The organism is Sorangium sp. KYC3313 (assembly GCF_052075895.1).
Classification (GTDB): Bacteria; Myxococcota_A; Polyangia; order Polyangiales; family Polyangiaceae; genus Sorangium; species Sorangium cellulosum_B.
The window spans coordinates 3,495,677-3,512,558 of record NZ_CP197255.1 but is presented as its reverse complement, the minus strand read 5'-3'; the positions used below and the strand labels follow the sequence as shown (position 1 = coordinate 3,512,558).

General features: G+C 67.9%; 7 protein-coding genes. 1 reads left to right on the top strand and 6 read right to left on the bottom strand.

The features are described 5' to 3' along the window. Positions 1-93: 93 nt before the first annotated feature. Entirely contained in the window at positions 94-1,323 is a 1,230-nt protein-coding gene (locus ACSRUE_RS13685) for a phospholipase C (protein WP_441291374.1), read from the bottom strand. Between the two features lie 458 nt (positions 1,324-1,781). Between ACSRUE_RS13685 and ACSRUE_RS13680 the strand changes: the two genes are divergently transcribed. Then, positions 1,782-2,243 carry a DUF885 family protein gene (locus ACSRUE_RS13680; RefSeq protein WP_437764589.1) on the top strand — a complete coding sequence of 154 codons (462 nt, stop codon included), beginning with the start codon at positions 1,782-1,784 and terminating at the stop codon, positions 2,241-2,243. 838 nt (positions 2,244-3,081) lie between these two features. Here ACSRUE_RS13680 and ACSRUE_RS13675 read toward each other — a convergent pair. From ACSRUE_RS13675 to ACSRUE_RS13655, 5 genes are all read right to left on the bottom strand, one after another. Then, positions 3,082-3,468: a hypothetical protein gene (locus tag ACSRUE_RS13675; protein ID WP_441291373.1), complete on the bottom strand. Its 387-nt coding sequence runs from the start codon at positions 3,466-3,468 to the stop codon at positions 3,082-3,084. 136 nt (positions 3,469-3,604) lie between these two features. After that, positions 3,605-4,024 carry a hypothetical protein gene (locus tag ACSRUE_RS13670; RefSeq protein WP_441291372.1) on the bottom strand — a complete coding sequence of 140 codons (420 nt, stop codon included), beginning with the start codon at positions 4,022-4,024 and terminating at the stop codon, positions 3,605-3,607. Positions 4,025-4,247: 223 nt separating this feature from the next. Further along, positions 4,248-6,014, bottom strand: a complete 1,767-nt coding sequence (locus ACSRUE_RS13665) for an RHS repeat domain-containing protein (RefSeq protein ID WP_441291371.1) — start codon at positions 6,012-6,014, stop codon at positions 4,248-4,250. A gap of 81 nt (positions 6,015-6,095) precedes the next feature. Further along, positions 6,096-6,323, bottom strand: coding sequence for a DUF2283 domain-containing protein (locus tag ACSRUE_RS13660; protein WP_441291370.1), 228 nt, complete (start codon positions 6,321-6,323; stop codon positions 6,096-6,098). Continuing rightward, entirely contained in the window at positions 6,320-16,585 is a 10,266-nt protein-coding gene (locus tag ACSRUE_RS13655; RefSeq protein ID WP_441291369.1) for a SpvB/TcaC N-terminal domain-containing protein, read from the bottom strand. Before ACSRUE_RS13655 ends, ACSRUE_RS13660 begins: the two co-directional genes overlap by 4 nt. Positions 16,586-16,882 lie beyond the last annotated feature (297 nt).

Genomic DNA, 16,882 nt, shown 5'->3' with positions numbered 1-16,882 from the left:
GCTGGCCGGCGAGCGGGCTCCCCGTCGAGGCAGGGCGCGTCGACGCCGGGTTCGCTCGGAGGGGAGCGCGGCCGCGGAGGGCCGCGCTCTGGCTCAATGGTTCTCGACGGGCACGCCGGCCTCGAGCGCGGCCTTCTTCAGCGTCAGAATTTCCTGCTGGGCGTCGGTGAGCTCCATCGAGTGAAAGCCGGGCGGGGCGGTCGAGCCCATGTGGATCGGGGCGACCGCGGTCTCCAGGATCGGGATACCGTCGAGCCTGCGCTGGTCGGTGCGTGGTCTCGGCTCGCTGAGCACGGAGAGCAGGCTCGGAGACGCGCTGACCCGAGGGCTCAGCGCGTTCACGCGATCGGGCGCGAACAGCTCGAGCGCGGTGCGCGCGATGCACGTATGATCGAGTGTTCCGTGGAACGGCACGCCGCGCGGAGCCCACGGCGAGACGACGAAGGCCGGCACGCGAACGCCGAGCGTGTCGAACGGCGCCGCCTCGTTCGCGGGCGACGGCGGCGGGCGCACGTGGTCGTAGAACCCGCCATGCTCGTCGTAGGTCACGACCAGCGCCACGTGCGGCCAGGACGGGCTCGCGATCAGGTGGTTGTAGATGCGCGCGATCAGGTTCTGACCGCGCGCCACGTCGGCCGGCGGATGGTCGTCATTCGCCCAGTTCAGCAGCGCGTCCACGTCGACCAGCGTGAAGTTCGGGTCGATCCACGAGACGCTGGGCAGCGTGCCTTCACGGCAGGCCCTGTAGAACGAGGAGATCTTCGCGATCGGCGGCCCGCGGTGGCCCTTGTATTTCTCGACGGTGCGCAAGAACGCGATGTCGTGCGAGTAGTAGCGCCACGAGTCGACCGGCAACAAGTCGAAGAACGTCGCGTGGTCGATCCATTGCAGGTTGCCCGTGCGCCCGCCGCTGGTCCCGCATAGCGCGAAGAACCGGTTCGGCCACGTCGGGCCCGCGAACGAAGCGAACCACCGGTCGCAAACGACGAACTGTCGCGCCAGGCTATCGTACGTCAGCAGATCGCGCTGGTCGAACCAGCTCATGATCTCGGCGACGTGGCTGTTCGTGCTGTAGCCCTTCACGAAGCCGTCCATCGCGCCGCCGTTGATCTGCCTCACGACCTCCTTCCGGTGGTGATACGGGCGGATCCGGACTCTCGTGCTCTCGAGATGATATCCAGTGATCGGCGTGCCGTTATCGTCCGAGTTCGTCGCGCCGATCGCCCCATCGACGTCCATGCCCGTGCCGCGCAGGTAACCCAGCATGTGATCGAAGGAGCGGTTCTCGAGCATCACGATGACCAGATGACGAATGTCTGCCATGTTCCACCGCTCGCTTTCCCGTGCGGCTCAGCGCTGTGCCGACCGACGCGGCCGCGCAGGGCCAGTTTCACTATCTTGAATTCATCTACCGAAATCTGCCAGCGGAGAAGGAGATCCAACGTTTCCGAAGACGTCAAGCCCCAGCTGCGGGGACCTGACCCCGGGTTGACTGAACATTTTCCATGCGCTCCGACGTCCCCTGAAAAGCGGTGCCAATTCAACAACTTGTCCATGCGCCGAGGGGGTCGCGCTCGCGCTGCAGGCCGCGGCGATCTTGACGCATTACAGGGAGCGGCTCGCCCGGATGGACGAGATCATCCGGAAGGAGCGCCTCGTCACGCTGCCGGAGCGGCCGGCGCGCATCCGGCTCGGCACCGCCGCCGAGAGCGCCGAGATGCCGGCGCCGCGCATGCGGCCGCCGCGGCTGCTCGACAACCAGGGAGAAGCGGGGGGAGTTCGTGCTTCCGCTCAGCCTGCCAGGGCCCTCGGACGAGCTGCGAAGGATCGACGATTTCACCTACGCCGCGGCGTCATGGACGCTCACCGCCCACGCGGCGCGCCCCGGGCACGAGCTCCAGCTCGCCTCGCTCGTCGAGCGGGGCGTCTCGATCGCCCGGGCCGTCTTCGCGGAGAACAGCGCCAACATGGAGGGGTGGGCGCTTTGCTCGGAGGCCATCCTGCTCCCGTTCATGCCGCCCGAGGTGGAGCGTTACACCTGCCGGGCGCCGGGGCAGGCGACCTCGTACTTCGACGGGTTCACCCGGCTGATGGAGCTGCGGCGAGAGATCGCGTCCACCATGGGCTCGCGCTTCGACGCGCAGCGATTCCACGACTTCGTGCTCGCCCAGGGCATCCTGCCGCTGAAGCTGCTTCGCAAGGCGGTCATCGAGCGCTTCGTGCCGGCACAGCCGTCGCCCTGAGCGGCGGAGGGCCCGCGGCGCGCGCTGGACGAGCTCCCGCAGGCTGATTTGCGGTGGCGAACCGTCGTCGCGATCCGCGGCTTCGGCCGGGGTTTGGGGGGCGTGGCGGCGGATCGCCCCCCTCGGCTGGCGTGGGCCCGACCCGAGCCCGATCGCTGAGCTCGGGTCTGGGGAGCTCGCGCCGGCCGAACCGCGGTGCCGCCGCACACAGACACGACCAGCGCCGCGCCCGAACCTGGCGCGACGCCCGCCGTAACGCGGCCGCCCCGACCTCGACTGGTTGGGGGGCCTGGTGCCGGAACGTGCCCCCAGCGCAAATCCTCTCATAGGTTCCTCGCCCGGCCTGTCGCAAACCTGTTGGCGACTTCCGTTCCCACCCCTCGCCACAAGGCTTCTTCAACGCAGCGCAGCGCCTCCTCGCGTCCAGGTCCTTCCTCGACGAGCCTCATGATGTGCCACACCAGCGGGAGGCCCCGTGCTCCGGCGTGTGCGTCAAAACCCGGCTGAGCTCCGCTTGCATTGAATACGACCTTAGCGGAGACCTCGAGAAGCTCTACCATCGCACACTCGATTGGCGCCCCTTCGCTCTCGAGATTCAGGCTGACCCGCCTGAGACCGAGGAACAGGCCCTCCGCCGTACCTCACGAATTCCTGTCGCGACATATTGCCACGATCCTCTGCCCGAACCCCAAGAAGTCGCATCGGGTCACAGCAAGGACCGCCTCAAGGACTCCGCCGATCCACGTTGGGCGCATCTCGCTCACAACCGAGCGAAACAACTCAGCACCGAGGAGCAGCGCCTTGCCCTCATCCACACCTGCCCCTGCTCGCATTCTCATCAAGCGAACCGTTCCGCGGCGTCACCCATCCAGCCAGCGCCGCAGTTCCGCGGCCCCTGGTTGGCCAGTGCCCCTAAAGCCTTCTGTTCTTCGGCGCAGAGCCGCTTCCACGCCTCAGTCGCCATGAATTCCTCCAGTGGAGGAAGAACCTGAGGGGTATCTTCGGCGATGACATCGATAATCCTGGAGAACTCCCCAAGCGCGCGGCCTTCCTCCACAGAAAACAGAGAGTCAAACTCAGCGTTGTCTGGCCTGTAGCAATCGTCCCATTGATTAAACAGCTCCTCCGCCACGTTCACAGCAGGAATCCGCACCTGGTAGGCACGCTGCAGTTCCAAGCTCGACAGCAGCATCAACACCTCACGAACACGCTCTCGCATATGCATTCCATAGCTTCAATACCAGAATCAACTGAGCATACGGAATCTCGTTCCGCACGCGCTCCAGGTTGCCCGCTGCGTCGTACCCGCGCTGACGCTCTATCCACGAAACATAAAATTCGACACACCGCACCACAACACTTCACGAAGACTGCTCGTCCGCACAAGCGTAGATCTCATTCCAAAGCCCGCGAACCATGCGCGTCAATGCAAAGGCGTCCTCCAGAGGTTCCCCGACCGCTGCCCAGTACTCAACTTGATCTCGATGAAGATCAGGCCTCACGCGAATGACACTGGCCAAAGCATTCCATGCCGACACACCAATATTTTCATCCCGCTGCAGCAAATCGTTCGCCACATCCAGTGCCAGCTGCATTAGTATGCGCCGCTCAGGATCCCCATATGTCGGGTTAGCGTACGCATCCAGATACCTGTAGAATGCAACCTCGCCCCGAAACTCCTCCGGCAATTCATACGCCCAATCCTGAACATACGAGTCTCCCTCAGGAAGCCCGAGGTCAGAACAAATTCTTCGAATCGATGCAATTTCGTCTTCAATCACGTCAACCTCGCGCGTCTTAGTTGGGATGAGTCGAACTAAACGGAAACGCGGTCCTCACCCCACCATCTGGCTTGACTATCACCCGCGCCATATCGGAATTCAGCTGAGTTCCATCAGCAAGAAAGCTCCGCCCCATGTCCTTCGGAAGCGGGACATCGTGAACCCCAGGACCTTTCTTTGCCACGTCCGCAATAAAATTGGCCGCCGCCTTGTCATTTGTCCACTAGCTTGCCTGGTGACCCAACCCTCTGGCCCTATCCGTTAGCTGCTTCGGCGTAAGCTTTGCCGTGTGACTAGTAAATGTGTGACCATAGGTTGGCTTACTCGCCGGATTGCCCCATTTGAGTCCTCCGTTTGCACCCGCTGCGGATGATGATGTCGCCGCCTTCGCCGCCTCCGCCCCCTGCGGCGGCTTCGCCGCTGGCGCCGGCTGCGGGCCTTTCGCCGGCTGCGTAGCCTGCGGCGGCTGCGCCGGCGCGGCGGCTGGCTGCGCCGGCGGCCGAGCAGTCTGCTGCTGCTGCATCACGAACCTGAACAGCAGCCGGCGCATGCCGTCCCCGATACCGCGAGACGTGCGACCCGCCGCCGCAGCGCCAGCGTTCATCCGCTGCAGCATCTGCTCCTGGTGGAACTTCTGCCCCGCCGGCCCGTTGAAGCAGCTCGGGTGCCTGCACCCGTTGGCCCCAGGCGGGAAGTTCCGATGCGCCCCCTGCGCGCTCCTCCCATCCGGGTCGACAAGGTTCACCGGGTTGTTCAGCGTGTAGCTGTACAGCCCCAGGTTCCCGGGGTTGAACACCCCTCCGCTCGTCCCTCCCCCCATGTACTCGTCCAGGATCGGATCCGGGCTCAGCCACACACTGCTCCTCGGGTCGTAGTACCGCGCCCCGAAGTAGTACAGCCCCGTCGCCTGATCGAGCTCCTTCCCCGTGAACACGTACGCTCGCCTCAGCTCGTACCGCGAGTCCGACGCGTCTATCCACAGCTCCCCGCTCGGGAAATACTCGTCCCGCTGCGTCAGCGTCTGCTCGTTGTTCGACGCGAAGCTCGTGCTGCCCAGGTGGTCCGGGTGGTAGTACAGCGTCGGCGGGTCACGGAACCAGTCCGGGGCCATCTTGCTCGCTATCCGCGTCTGCCCCGCATAGATGTGCTTCGTCACGAACCGACCGTCCCGCAGCGTCAGGTGCTGGTCGTGGTACGCCGTCTCCTCCTCGCCGCTCACGTGGTGCTGGTGCACCCGCCGCTCGCCGTCGCCGTCGTACAGCATCCGCGACAGCACCTGCCCGTTCTGCGTCACCCGCGTGACCCGGTTCTCCTCGTTCCACTCCGTCGCACGCGTGCCCGAGCCAGGGTAAGTCCAGCCGGTCTGGTTGCCGCTCGCGTCGTAGCTGATCACCCGCGACCACGGGGCCGACTCCGCCACGAGCTGCTCGTCGATCTGCCTCGGCGCGTGCGGCTGCGGCCCCGTGTACCGGTACTCCGACCGATACGTCTGCTCCCGAATCGCGTGGCCCTCCTGCCATGGGTCGCACGGCTCCGGAAGGGGAGGGCACGTTCGCGGCTCGTACCGGTAGCTCGCCTGGTCCTTCGTCAGGATGTTGCCAATCTCGTCGTACGCCAACGACAGCCGGTACCGGTACTGCCAGTCTCTCCGGTCCTGGTACGTCCCGCGCGCCGAGAGCAGCTGGTACAGATCGTCGTACCCGTACTCCTGCGTCGTCGGCCCCACCAGCACCGACCCCGGCATCGACTGGTTGTACGGCACCTCGTTCCTCACACGCTCCAGGTTGCCTGCTGCGTCGTACCGGTCGCGGTGGTCCACGTTGATCTTCTGAAGCCGCCGCGACTTCTCGTAATACCTGTACGACGTCGCGATCCCGTTGCCGTGCACCACTCTCACCCGCTGCTCGAGCTCGTCGTACCCGATGTGCAGCAGGTACTGCATCACCGCAGGCTCGTCCGGGTGCTGTGGGTTGATCTGCGTGTATCGCATGGTATGGTCCCCTCCCCCGTGCGGCTCGCGCAGCCCGGGGGGGGGAGGGACTCGGCCGTCAGCTTCGCCAGATTTCCCAGCCTATGCAATTATCTCAATACCAACAAGAACACCCCTCAAATCAAAATCAAGCACCACATCCGGGCCATCGTAATCACCAATAAGATCACGAAGCCGAGCAGACTTGGACATCTCACAGGGACTGGTTCCAGGATGAGACGGCAACCGAAGATACGCCACATCGGAATCGTCCTCAGACACACGCAACTCAAAGACCCCAACACCATTTAACGAGTCAGATTCACTCATTTTAGCGGCCTCCATTGCAACACCGTCTTCAACCTCAGAGTCCCGTCTTTGACCTGATAGACAACAGCCCCTCGCTGCCCGAACCCAGGAACAATCACTCGATCTTCATGGGCAGTATCTCGGATAGCACCACTCGGTAAGCCGCCCTTTTCTATACTGACCCCGAACTCTTGAAGCGCGGCGCGAGCATCCTTTGCACTACTGAAACCCGCGCGCTCAACTGCCCTTTCTGCAGCATGCGGCATATTGCTATTCACAACTTTCTTAACCGAAACGCTTGGTTTCTCTCCTGCGGCTGCTTTGGATGACGTCTGCTGCGCGGATGCCTTGCCGGCCGCCGTCTGCACAGGCTTCGGCGGCTGCGCTGCCGGGGCAGGTTGCGGTGGCTTCGCCGGTTGTGCTGCCTGCCCAGGCTGCACTGCCGGCACCGGCTTCGGGGGCGCCGCCGCTTGCTGCTGGGCAGCGGTCCGCGGTGGCAGCACCGGTTCTCGGTTCACGCCGCCCATGCGCACCGTCCTAGGAGGAGCAGCCGCCGGGCTTGTCGGTATCCTGCCCTGCGCCTGCTGCTCCGCCAAGCGCTGCATCTGCATCTGCTGCTGGAAGCGAGCCCCTTCGGGCCCGTACCAGCAGTTCGGATGCCGGCAGCCACCCATTCCATTGCCACCCGGCGCGAAGTTCCGGTGTCCCCCTTGCGCCTGCCGTCCATCCGGGTCGACCAGATTCACCGGGTTGTTCAGCGTGTAGCTGTACAGCCCCAGGTTCCCGGGGTTGAACACCCCTCCGCTCGTCCCTCCGTCCATGTACTCGTCCAGGATCGGATCCGGGCTCAGCCACACACTGCTCCTCGGGTCGTAGTACCGCGCCCCGAAGTAGTACAGCCCCGTCGCCTGATCGAGCTCCTTCCCCGTGAACACGTACGCTCGCCTCAGCTCGTACCGCGAGTCCGACGCGTCTATCCACAGCTCCCCGCTCGGGAAATACTCGTCCCGCTGCGTCAGCGTCTGCTCGTTGTTCGACGCGAAGCTCGTGCTGCCCAGGTGGTCCGGGTGGTAGTACAGCGTCGGCGGGTCACGGAACCAGTCCGGGGCCATCTTGCTCGCTATCCGCGTCTGCCCCGCATAGATGTGCTTCGTCACGAACCGACCGTCCCGCAGCGTCAGGTGCTGGTCGTGGTACGCCGTCTCCTCCTCGCCGCTCACGTGGTGCTGGTGCACCCGCCGCTCGCCGTCGCCGTCGTACAGCATCCGCGACAGCACCTGCCCGTTCTGCGTCACCCGCGTGACCCGGTTCTCCTCGTTCCACTCCGTCGCACGCGTGCCCGAGCCAGGGTAAGTCCAGCCGGTCTGGTTGCCGCTCGCGTCGTAGCTGATCACCCGCGACCACGGGGCCGACTCCGCCACGAGCTGCTCGTCGATGCGCTTCGGCGCGTGCGGCTGCGGGCCCGTGTACCGGTACTCCGACCGGTACGTCTGCTCCCGGATCGCGTGGTCCTCGCGCCATCCGTCGCACCCAGCCGGAACCGGCGTGGGACACGCCTGCGGCACGTACCGGTAGCTCGCCTGGTCCTTGGTCAGGATGTTGCCAATCTCGTCGTACGCCAACGACAGCCGGTACCGGTACTGCCAGTCTCTCCGGTCCTGGTACGTCCCCCTCGCCGAGAGCAGCTGGTACAGATCGTCGTACCCGTACTCCTGCGTCGTCGGCCCCACCAGCACCGAGCCCGGCATGTCCTGCTCGTACGGCACCTCGTTCCGCACCCGCTCCAGGTTGCCCGCCGGGTCGTACGCGTACCGCATCCGCTGGAACGCCCGCGCCGGCCGGCCGCGCTCCACAAGGTACCGGTCGCGGTGGTCCGCGTTGATCTCCTGAAGCCGCCGCGACTTCTCGTAATACCGATACGACGTCGCGATCCCGTTGCCGTGCACCACCCTCACCCGCTGCTCGAACTCGTCGTACCCGATGTGCAGCAGGTACTGCGTCACCGCAGGCTCGTCCGGGTGCTGCGGGTTCGTCTGCGTGTTCGTTCCCACCGCCGACCGCACAAGGCCCCCTCGGTCGTAGCCGTACGTCACCACCTCCGCCCCGGAGCCAGGGAACTTCATCGACAGCAGCCGCCCGAACCCGTCGAAGTCGTACTCCATCGTCGCCTGGTACGGCCCCCGGTGCGGCTCCCTCAGCCGGGGGAACTCCGTCGTCAGCTTCGCCACGTTCCCCAGCCGGTCATACCAGAACGTCCTCTTCCCCGCCTCGCTCTGCTCCTCCACCAGCCGCCCGGCCCGGTTGCCGTGCTCGTCGCCCGCCTCGTCCGGCTCGCCGTACACATACGTCACGTCCGTCGAGTCCGGGTAGTTCACCCGCGTGAGCCGGTTGAAGTCGTACTCGTACCGGATCAGCTTGCCCGCGCTCTCCGCTGCCAGCTTCGCCGTCTGCCGCGCCCCGACGTTGCCCGACCGGTCGTAACGCCACTCCGTACGCCCCATGTCCGGGCTCGTCAGCGTCACCATCCGCCCCAGCGTGTCGTACGCCGCCGTCGTCACGTTCCCGCGCGCGTCCGTCACCCGCACCAGCTCGTCGACCGCGCTGTACCCGTACCGCGTCATCAGGGTGGTCCACGCCTCCGACCCGCCCAGCCGATTGCGCTCCTCGACCGCCACGATCGCGTTGTCCACGTCCTGGTACGCCTTGCGCACCTTCCCCTTCGGGTCGACCTCCGTCGCCACGAACATCGCCACGCCATCGAGCTCCTCGATATCGTAGCTCGTCGTCGTCACCGCCTCGCCGCCCTCGGCCTCGTCGTCCGGCTCCCTCCGCTCGACGATGCGCGAGAGCACGTCGTACTCGAACGTCGTCGGGTGCTTCAGCGCCACGTCCACGAACGCCGTCGCCTCCCCCGTCGCGAACACCGGCTGCCCCTGCTGCCAGACGCGCCCCCGCTCGTCCAGCACCACCCGGCCGCTCACGCTCATGCCCACGACCGCGGCGGCCCCCGTCCCTGGATCCTTCTCCAGGTCCTTCTTCGTCTGGATCACCCGGTCCAGCCCGTCCACGAACGTCACCGTGTCGATCGGATCCCCCGGGTGCTGCACGTCCTTGTGCCGCGTCCGCGCCCACGCCGGCATGGCGACGCTCTCCCCGGCCTGGAGCGCATACTCGAACGCGATCGTCGCCTCCGCCGCCGCCAGCGGGTCGTCCGGACCGAACACCGCCCGCAGCCGCCCGAACCCGTCGAAGTCGTAGTGGACCTCATGGCCGTTGACGTCCCGCACCGCGCTCACCGCGCCGTAGCGGTAGTCCGACCACCTCTCCGAGAAGTATCCGAACGAGTCCTCCACCCGGGAGAGGTACGTCTGCGCCACATCGTCGTACTCGTACGTCAGCGTGAAGCCCCGCGGCTCGATCGCCCGCTCCAGGTTGCCGTACGCGTCGTGCGTGAACTCCCATCTTGGATTCGTCGCTGCGTCGCCCGTGTACGGCGCGCCCGTCGCCGGATCCTTGCCCCCGATCACCGTGCTCGTGATCCACTCCACCGCCCCGGTCACCTCGTTGTACCCGGCGGTGCGCTCGCGCAGCAGCGTCCCCGCGCTGTCACGCACCTCGACGCTGTCCGCCCGCACGATGTGCGGCCCGTCGTACGTCACGTAATGGATCGTGCTCGTGACGTCGTCCTCCAGCGTGCCTGGCTCGCCGTGCTCGATCACCCCGATGAGGTTGCCGCGGTCGTCCCAGTCCCGCTCCTCGCGCGTCTGCTTGCCCGGCGCGCTCGGGTCCGTCGTCTTGCCCTCGTACCACGACATCGTCCGCAGCTCTTCCGCCGGGAAGAACGAGCCCGTCAGCGTCGCCTGCGCCCCGGGCGCCCGGTACACCACCTCTTGCCGGCTGAACAGCCGCCCCTCGGCGTCCTGCTCGATCACCTCGGCCACGAGCCCGCGACGGTAATAGTCCTGGTTGTGGTAACGCGTCACGATCTGCGAGCCGTCCTCCCGTGTCGCCGTCACCTGCGCGAAGCCGTAGTCCTCCCGCTCCGCCCGGTCGTAGAACCCGCTCTGGTGGTAATCGAACGTGTGCACGTACGCGGGCGTGCCCATGCCGTCGTCCACCTCCACCCGCGACAGCACCCACTTGCTGCGGGGCATGTCCACGCTCAGCTCGTCCGGGCTGCTCGCATACGCCACCTTGTTGCCCTCACGCGCATAGTCCAGCCGGATGCTGCCGCCGAGCGGACGCACCACCCGCGACAGCCGGTTGGTCTTGCCCGTCAGGTTCAGCCGCGCCCGCAGCGCCGGGTCGCTCTCCCGCAGCATCCCCTCGCTCAGCTTCAGCACGTGATCCGCCGTCCCGTCGCCGTCCACGTCCTCCCATGCGAGCTCGCTCCGTCCGTCGCTCAACCCGAGCTGCGCCGCGATCTCGAGCACGATGCACACGTACGGCGTCGTGATCTTGATCGGCACGCCATACCCGGCGTTGAACGCCGTCGTCTCCGAGAACGACAGCGCGTCGTTGCTGCCGTTGATCTCCTTCGTGAACTTCTTCTCCAGCACGACGCCCCACGGCAGCGCGCCGCTCACCGCCGGCGCGCTCCACCTCTCCTCGGGCCCGAAGCGGTCACCGAGGTTCAGCCGGACGCGGTAATAGCCCTGTCCAGGTTGCTTGATCACCCGGTCGGGCAGCCTGTCGCCGTTCAGGTCCACGAAGTCGACGAGCGTCCGGCTCACCGTGTGCGCGATGCCGCCGCCGATCCCCGCATAACCCACCTGCAGGCTGTTCGTCGTGTTGTCCTGCACCCGCACCGACGAGAGATGCTCCGGAGACCAGACCCGGCCCAGCGCGGTCAGCGGATCCCCGTCGACCTCCGGCAACGGCTCGAACGGATCGCCGCTCGGATCGAGCGCCGCCCAGGGGCGCTCGTCCCCGAAGCGGTAGCCGAGGTTCAGCTGCACATGGAGCACACCGCCCGCGCTCCTCACCTTGTCCGGAAGCCCGTCGCCGTTCACGTCGAGCAGGTCGCGCGTCGTCTGCGACGTGCCCCAGCTCTTGCCGAGAGAGGGCAGCACGCTGAGCACCTCCTTGGTCTCGGCGCTCGCCTCGATCTTCTCCGCGACGGCGGACGCCGCGGATCCGAAGCCGAACCCGAACCGCGCGCTCATGCTCTCGATGACCCGGATGTCCCCCGGCCCGTCGACGGTCAGTGCGCCATACTGCCCCGGCTGCTGCCCGTCGCACCGGCCGCCGCTGCCGCACGTCTGGATGCGCACGCCGCCCTGCGTGACGGCATCGGGCCGCCCGTCGCCGTTGACGTCGACGAGCTCCAGCTTCGACTCGGTGGTCCCGGTCGTCACCTGGAACGACCCGATGAGCGCGAGCTCCCCCGAGCCCGAGCCGTTGTGGCTCTTCCTGAGCCCCGGGACGTTGGCCACGTCCTCCGGCCGGATGCCGCCGACGCGCGACGGCTTGAGCTCCCCGGCCCGGATGTACATGTCCGCGCCCGAGCCCCGGAACACCGGGCCGCTGACGCTGCCCACGAGAGGAAACCCGGCGTCCCCCGGCGACCAGCTCGCGTGGTACCCCTCCCAGTGCGGCTCGACGCGCGTGAAATAAGGCGGCTTGTTCTCCGCCGGCCTCCGGCGGAGCTGGTTCTCGTCGAACGGATACTCCGTCGTCCACTCGCCGTAGCTGAAGCCGCGGAACCCGCCCACCATGCGGGCGTCCACCTTTTCCAGCTGCGACAGCAGAAGCGCCGTCCCGCCGATCGTGCTGTCGCTCAGCTGCACGGGCGCCAGGATCGACTCCTCGGGCACCGAGATCGGCCCGCCGTCGCCGGGCGACGCTTCGAGCCCGCAAACCCTCTTTCCGGACGGCGCGCCAAACCTGGGCGCGCACTCGCCCACAGCGCGGCAGCTCCCAGGATCCGCGTCGTGGCCGCACACCTCGGTGTACCGGGCGAACCCCTGGTACTGCACGCGCGACGGGTCGACCACGTCCTCGCCGAGCTCGGCGTACAGGAACAGGAGATCGCCCTGGAGCACGGACACCGGCCACGCGATCTCGGTGCCGAGCTGCGCGCCCGACACCCTGGTCCGATGGACCTCGACGCTCTGCCCCGAGTCGACGTCCCGGCGCACGAGCCGCACATCGAACGCATCGTCCGCGTCGGTCCGGACGAAGCTCGCCTGCACCGTGACCTGCCCGTCCGCCCCTGCGGCCCAGCCCGGCACGCTCCGGTCGAGCACGGAGAAGTCGTCCGCGAAGGTATAGGTATACATCGGACGCCCGAGCGCGTCGGGGCGCCCTATTTCGCGCGGAAGCAACGGCCGGCAGGAGTCCGACGGGCAGAGCTCCGCATAGCGGATGCGCGGGTTCCAGCGCGTGATGTCGCCCTCGATGTCCTCCCTCGGGTCCACGCGGAAAAAGAGCGCATCCGTCGGACGGACGCGGACGCGGATGCCGCTCCCGCACCCTCTCTCGCCCTCGGGCACACACGCAGCATCGCTCGGCCCGATGTCCCTCTGCCAGAGCGGCAGGTGCTCGCGGTGCAACTTGTCACTCGGCCGCGGCGCCAGCATCGTCTTCGTGATCGACGCCGTCACCCCGTCTCCCGCGCCGCCCCCGGCCAGCGACACGCCGCCGTCGATGACGACGACACCGTCGATCGGCGGCGTCCATTTCACCAGCGCGCTGGTCCGGTAGAACGCGTTGCGGAGCGCCTCGACCTGCTCGCCATCGCTGAAGTCCTCGTCGATCGTGAACCCGGCGCCGCGGGCGCCCGGCCCCAGCCGCGCGTTGTTCGGGTTCAGCGCCGCCCCGCTCCCATCCAGCAGCTCCGGGAAGCCGTCCCCGTTGATGTCGAGCAGCAGGCTCTGCGCGGTCGCGGTGCTCCAGGCGCGGTTGAGACCGAGACCTCCGAGCTCCTGCAACATGTGCATCGCCCCCTGCAGGCTCGCCGTGATCTGGTGCGTGCTGCCCACGCTCTCCGGCGAGAACGCGTTTCCGCTCGACCGATCCGGGAGCGAGTTCAGCCAGACGCCGTTGCTGCCCACGAAATCCGGGAGCCCGTCGCCGTTGATGTCCGTGAACGCGACGTCCTCGTCGTCCGCCCCGAACGAGACGGAGACCCCCACCCCGGCGTGCGGATCACACACCGTCGGCCCCACGCCGACGAACGCGCTGAGCCCCCCTTCGACCGAGCTCGTGGCCCCGAGGCCATCGCGCCCTTCCGCGGGAAGGCCCCACTCGGTCGGCGCCGAGAACACCTGGAGCTCGCCGTCCGCTTGCTGGAGGCCGAAGTACTCGAAGCCGTGCTCGTAGAGCATCTCCTCACCGCCGTTTCCATGGACAGCGATGCTCTTCAGCAACGACTTGTGATGGTGCCGCGGGTCCGGCGTGTCGTACGCGAAATGATAGCTCCGGATGATCTCCTCGGCGTCGGGCGCCTGGCCCATGGTGACGTCGACGCGCGTGAGCCTCCGCGTCGTCCGCACCTCGAAGCCGGCGCGCGCCGAGCTCACGACGTCGCTCCGCTGCGCTCCGTCGTCCAACGTGAAAACGACGTGATAGTGCGCTCCGGGGAAGCCGCTCTCGTGCTCCGTGTAGTCGATCCGCTGCGGATAGAGCTGCACCCAGTCCTCGCGCTCGGGCGCGTCCTTGAAGTACGAGATCCGCATCCGGTTGCCGAACGTGTCTTCCACCCGCTCCAGGTTCCAGCGGAAGATCCCGGCCTCGCCGGACCGGTCCGTGAGGCGCGCGTCCGCGCTCTCGCCGTAGGTATACCGGGTGCCGTCCTTGTCGGTGACCACCCAGTGAAAGCTCCCGGGATCGGCCCCGAGGCGCTCGATGCGATCGAACGCGCCCTCGACGCGCCGCTCGTACCTGCCCGGCTGATCGGGGATGGCCCGCAGCATCTGGCCGTCGAGCGTGTAGAGCTCGTCGCCCGTGTACCGCGGCACGCCGAACCGCGTGTCGATCTCGATCGCCGAGACGCGCAGATCCCACCCCACGCCGAGCCAGCCATTGCCCAGCTCGCTCTCGTACGTGACCGCCAGATCCGGCGCGATGCCGTGCCGGCCCGGCGGCACCTCGATCGGGAACGACAGCTGCGCCGTGCCCTGGCCGTTCGCCTCCGGCGGCTCGATGAACGACACGCCCGCGGACGGGCTCGCGAGCTGGATCCCCTTCATCGCGTTGGGATCGAACGACTGCGCTCCCGGCTGATCCGGCATGGAGATCGCCGCGTTGACGAAATCGGTGAAGTGATCCGTCAAGCTCGTGAGCTCCCGGGCCCCGCCCTCCTCGACGCGCCCGAGCTTCGTCCATCGCTGGACCGCCTCGTCGAAGTAGAAGCCGAAGATCTCCCTGGCCCTGGCGCCGCTCGGGATCGCCGCGGCGTCGACAGGCAGCGTCAGCTTCACCGGCTTCTTGAACTTGAGCCCATGCGGGCCGAAGCGGAACGCGCGCCCCTCGGGCGTCACATTGCGCATCGCGCGCCCCATGGGCTGCACCTGGACGGGCATCAGCGGGCGGATCGTGATGCGCGTCGTCTCTTCCAGCGCGTCTGGCGGGATATCGAGCGTGGCGCCCGCGAACGAGAGCACCGCGCCCTCGTCCGGGCTCACCACCGCGCCATAGGGCGCGCCGTGGTCCACGACGAGCCCGCCCGGCGCGGCGCCCGCGGCGCACGGACCGAGCTCTAGCTCGCGACCGAGGCGCGTGCCGTCCTCGAGCCGCGCCTCGAGGCGCGCCGTCCACGTCCGGTGACTCGCCCCCTCGGGCTCCGGGAGCGTGAGCTCGAAGCTGCCGTCGTCGCCCAGCGCAACCGGCTCCGCGCCGGCGAACAGCCGTGCTCGCGACGCGCCCTCGCCGGCCAGATCGAGGAACCCGCGCACATGGGCTCGTCCCTCGGCGCACTCGCCGTGCAGCGGCATGCTCAGCGCGATCCGCCGCGCGCGGGAGGGGACGGGGCTCGCCACCACGGCGACGTCCGACACCTCGGCGCGGCTCCCCTTCGCCGGCGTGATCTGCACGGAGGCCGCCCCCGGCCATGTCGCTGACTCCGGGAGATCGAACCGGTGCCAGCCCGGCGGCAGGCCCTTCAGGTCGAAGCGCAGCCCCTCGGCTCCTTCGCCGGGCGCGATCCGGAGCTCCCCGGCGCCCGCGCTGGTCAGCTGGAAGAGGAGCGCGTGGGGCGCCACACGCGCGCCGAAATCGAGGCGCAGCGCCTCCGTGCGAGGCACGCGCTCGCCGGCCGGCCGGGCGCGCGCCTCGGCAGCGGAACGCGCCTCGATTACACCGGCGTGCGGGATCCCGACCACCCGGAGCGCGCTCACGGTGAATCCGTGCTCCTGCTCCGCGGAGGGCCGGAACCGCACCACGTTATCGCCGCGCCTCAGCCACGCGGGCGCGATCTCCTCGACTTGCAGGCCTCCGGTCGCGGGCGCTGCCGCCAGCGAGCCGCCGCGCGGGGCCGTGCCGTTGATCTGCCGGCTCACGCTCGACCAGTGGCCGCGGCCCTCCAGCTGGTAGACGAGGAACGCGCGCGCGAGCGCCCGTGGATCGGTGTCCACGTGGAACGACAGCGATTGCTCTCCGCCCGTGCGCGTCACGGTCGCCCGCTCGGACGTCGCGGCGAACTGGTAAGCCCCGGCGAGCCGCCCCGCGAGCACGCGATCGGCGAGCTCCACCTCGGAGAGGCCGCGCGTGGGCGCGCCGGCGGTCCAGAACAGGATCTCCTGCGGCCCGCGCTCGCCCGAAGGAAGCCACTCGATGACGACGTGCTGGGCCGTGACCGCCATGGGAAGGCGCGTCCAGCGCTCGCCCGTGTCGTGGAGCGGCACGTCGACGAGGCCGGAGGCGGCCTGAAGCTCTGCGCCGTCCTCCGCGCGGACCGTGAGCGCGCCCTCGCTGCGCCCGTACAGCGAGAGCGCCTCCAGCGCGGTGGGCTGCGGAAACGAGACCCGGATCCGCACCTTCTCCCCGGTCTCGCTGCGAAGCCCCGTGTCGCCGCGGCCGTCGAACAGGACCCACGGGTCCGCCCCCGGGCCGGCGCCATCGGCGCGAACGTCCGCTGGCAAGGCCACCATCGGGACGACGGCGAGGCCGCCGGGGCCGCCGGCGGGGTCTCCCGCGCTCGCGAGCACGGCGGCGTCCCCGGCGAGCGCCGCCGCGAGCTCGGCGCCGCCACGAGCGCCGGTGAGCCGCGCGCGCAGGGGATCGCCTATCCGGCGCAACGTCAACGCTTGAGCCCACGCGCCGAGGGGCGCGCTCACCACCATGAGCAAGAGAACGCAACCCGCGCACAGCCGCCAACCCCGTCTCATCCACCCGGACGTCATCGCTTGCCTCCGCGGTCGCGAAGGGAGCAAACGACATCGTAAATAGCAATTACAAGCGATAACAGGTGGGGCGGTCTCGCCGGGAAAAGCGCCAAACTCGACCGGTTCCCAGCACGATTTCAGCGCACCCGCAGGTCCTCCGCCTCCGAGCCATCGAATTCGGACTACCGGATGCGGAGAAGTTCATTATCCTGTGACGCTCCAGCAACACTCCTTGGCTCGCCCTCTCGGCCGCCC

Excerpts from the sequence above, each read along its gene's own strand:
- ACSRUE_RS13675 (WP_441291373.1), bottom strand. The coding sequence starts at position 3,468 with ATGCATATGCGAGAGCGTGTTCGTGAGGTGTTGATGCTGCTGTCGAGC.
- ACSRUE_RS13685 (WP_441291374.1), bottom strand. The coding sequence starts at position 1,323 with ATGGCAGACATTCGTCATCTGGTCATCGTGATGCTCGAGAACCGCTCC.
- ACSRUE_RS13665 (WP_441291371.1), bottom strand. The coding sequence starts at position 6,014 with ATGCGATACACGCAGATCAACCCACAGCACCCGGACGAGCCTGCGGTG.
- ACSRUE_RS13660 (WP_441291370.1), bottom strand. The coding sequence starts at position 6,323 with ATGAGTGAATCTGACTCGTTAAATGGTGTTGGGGTCTTTGAGTTGCGT.
- ACSRUE_RS13655 (WP_441291369.1), bottom strand. The coding sequence starts at position 16,585 with ATGGTGGTGAGCGCGCCCCTCGGCGCGTGGGCTCAAGCGTTGACGTTG.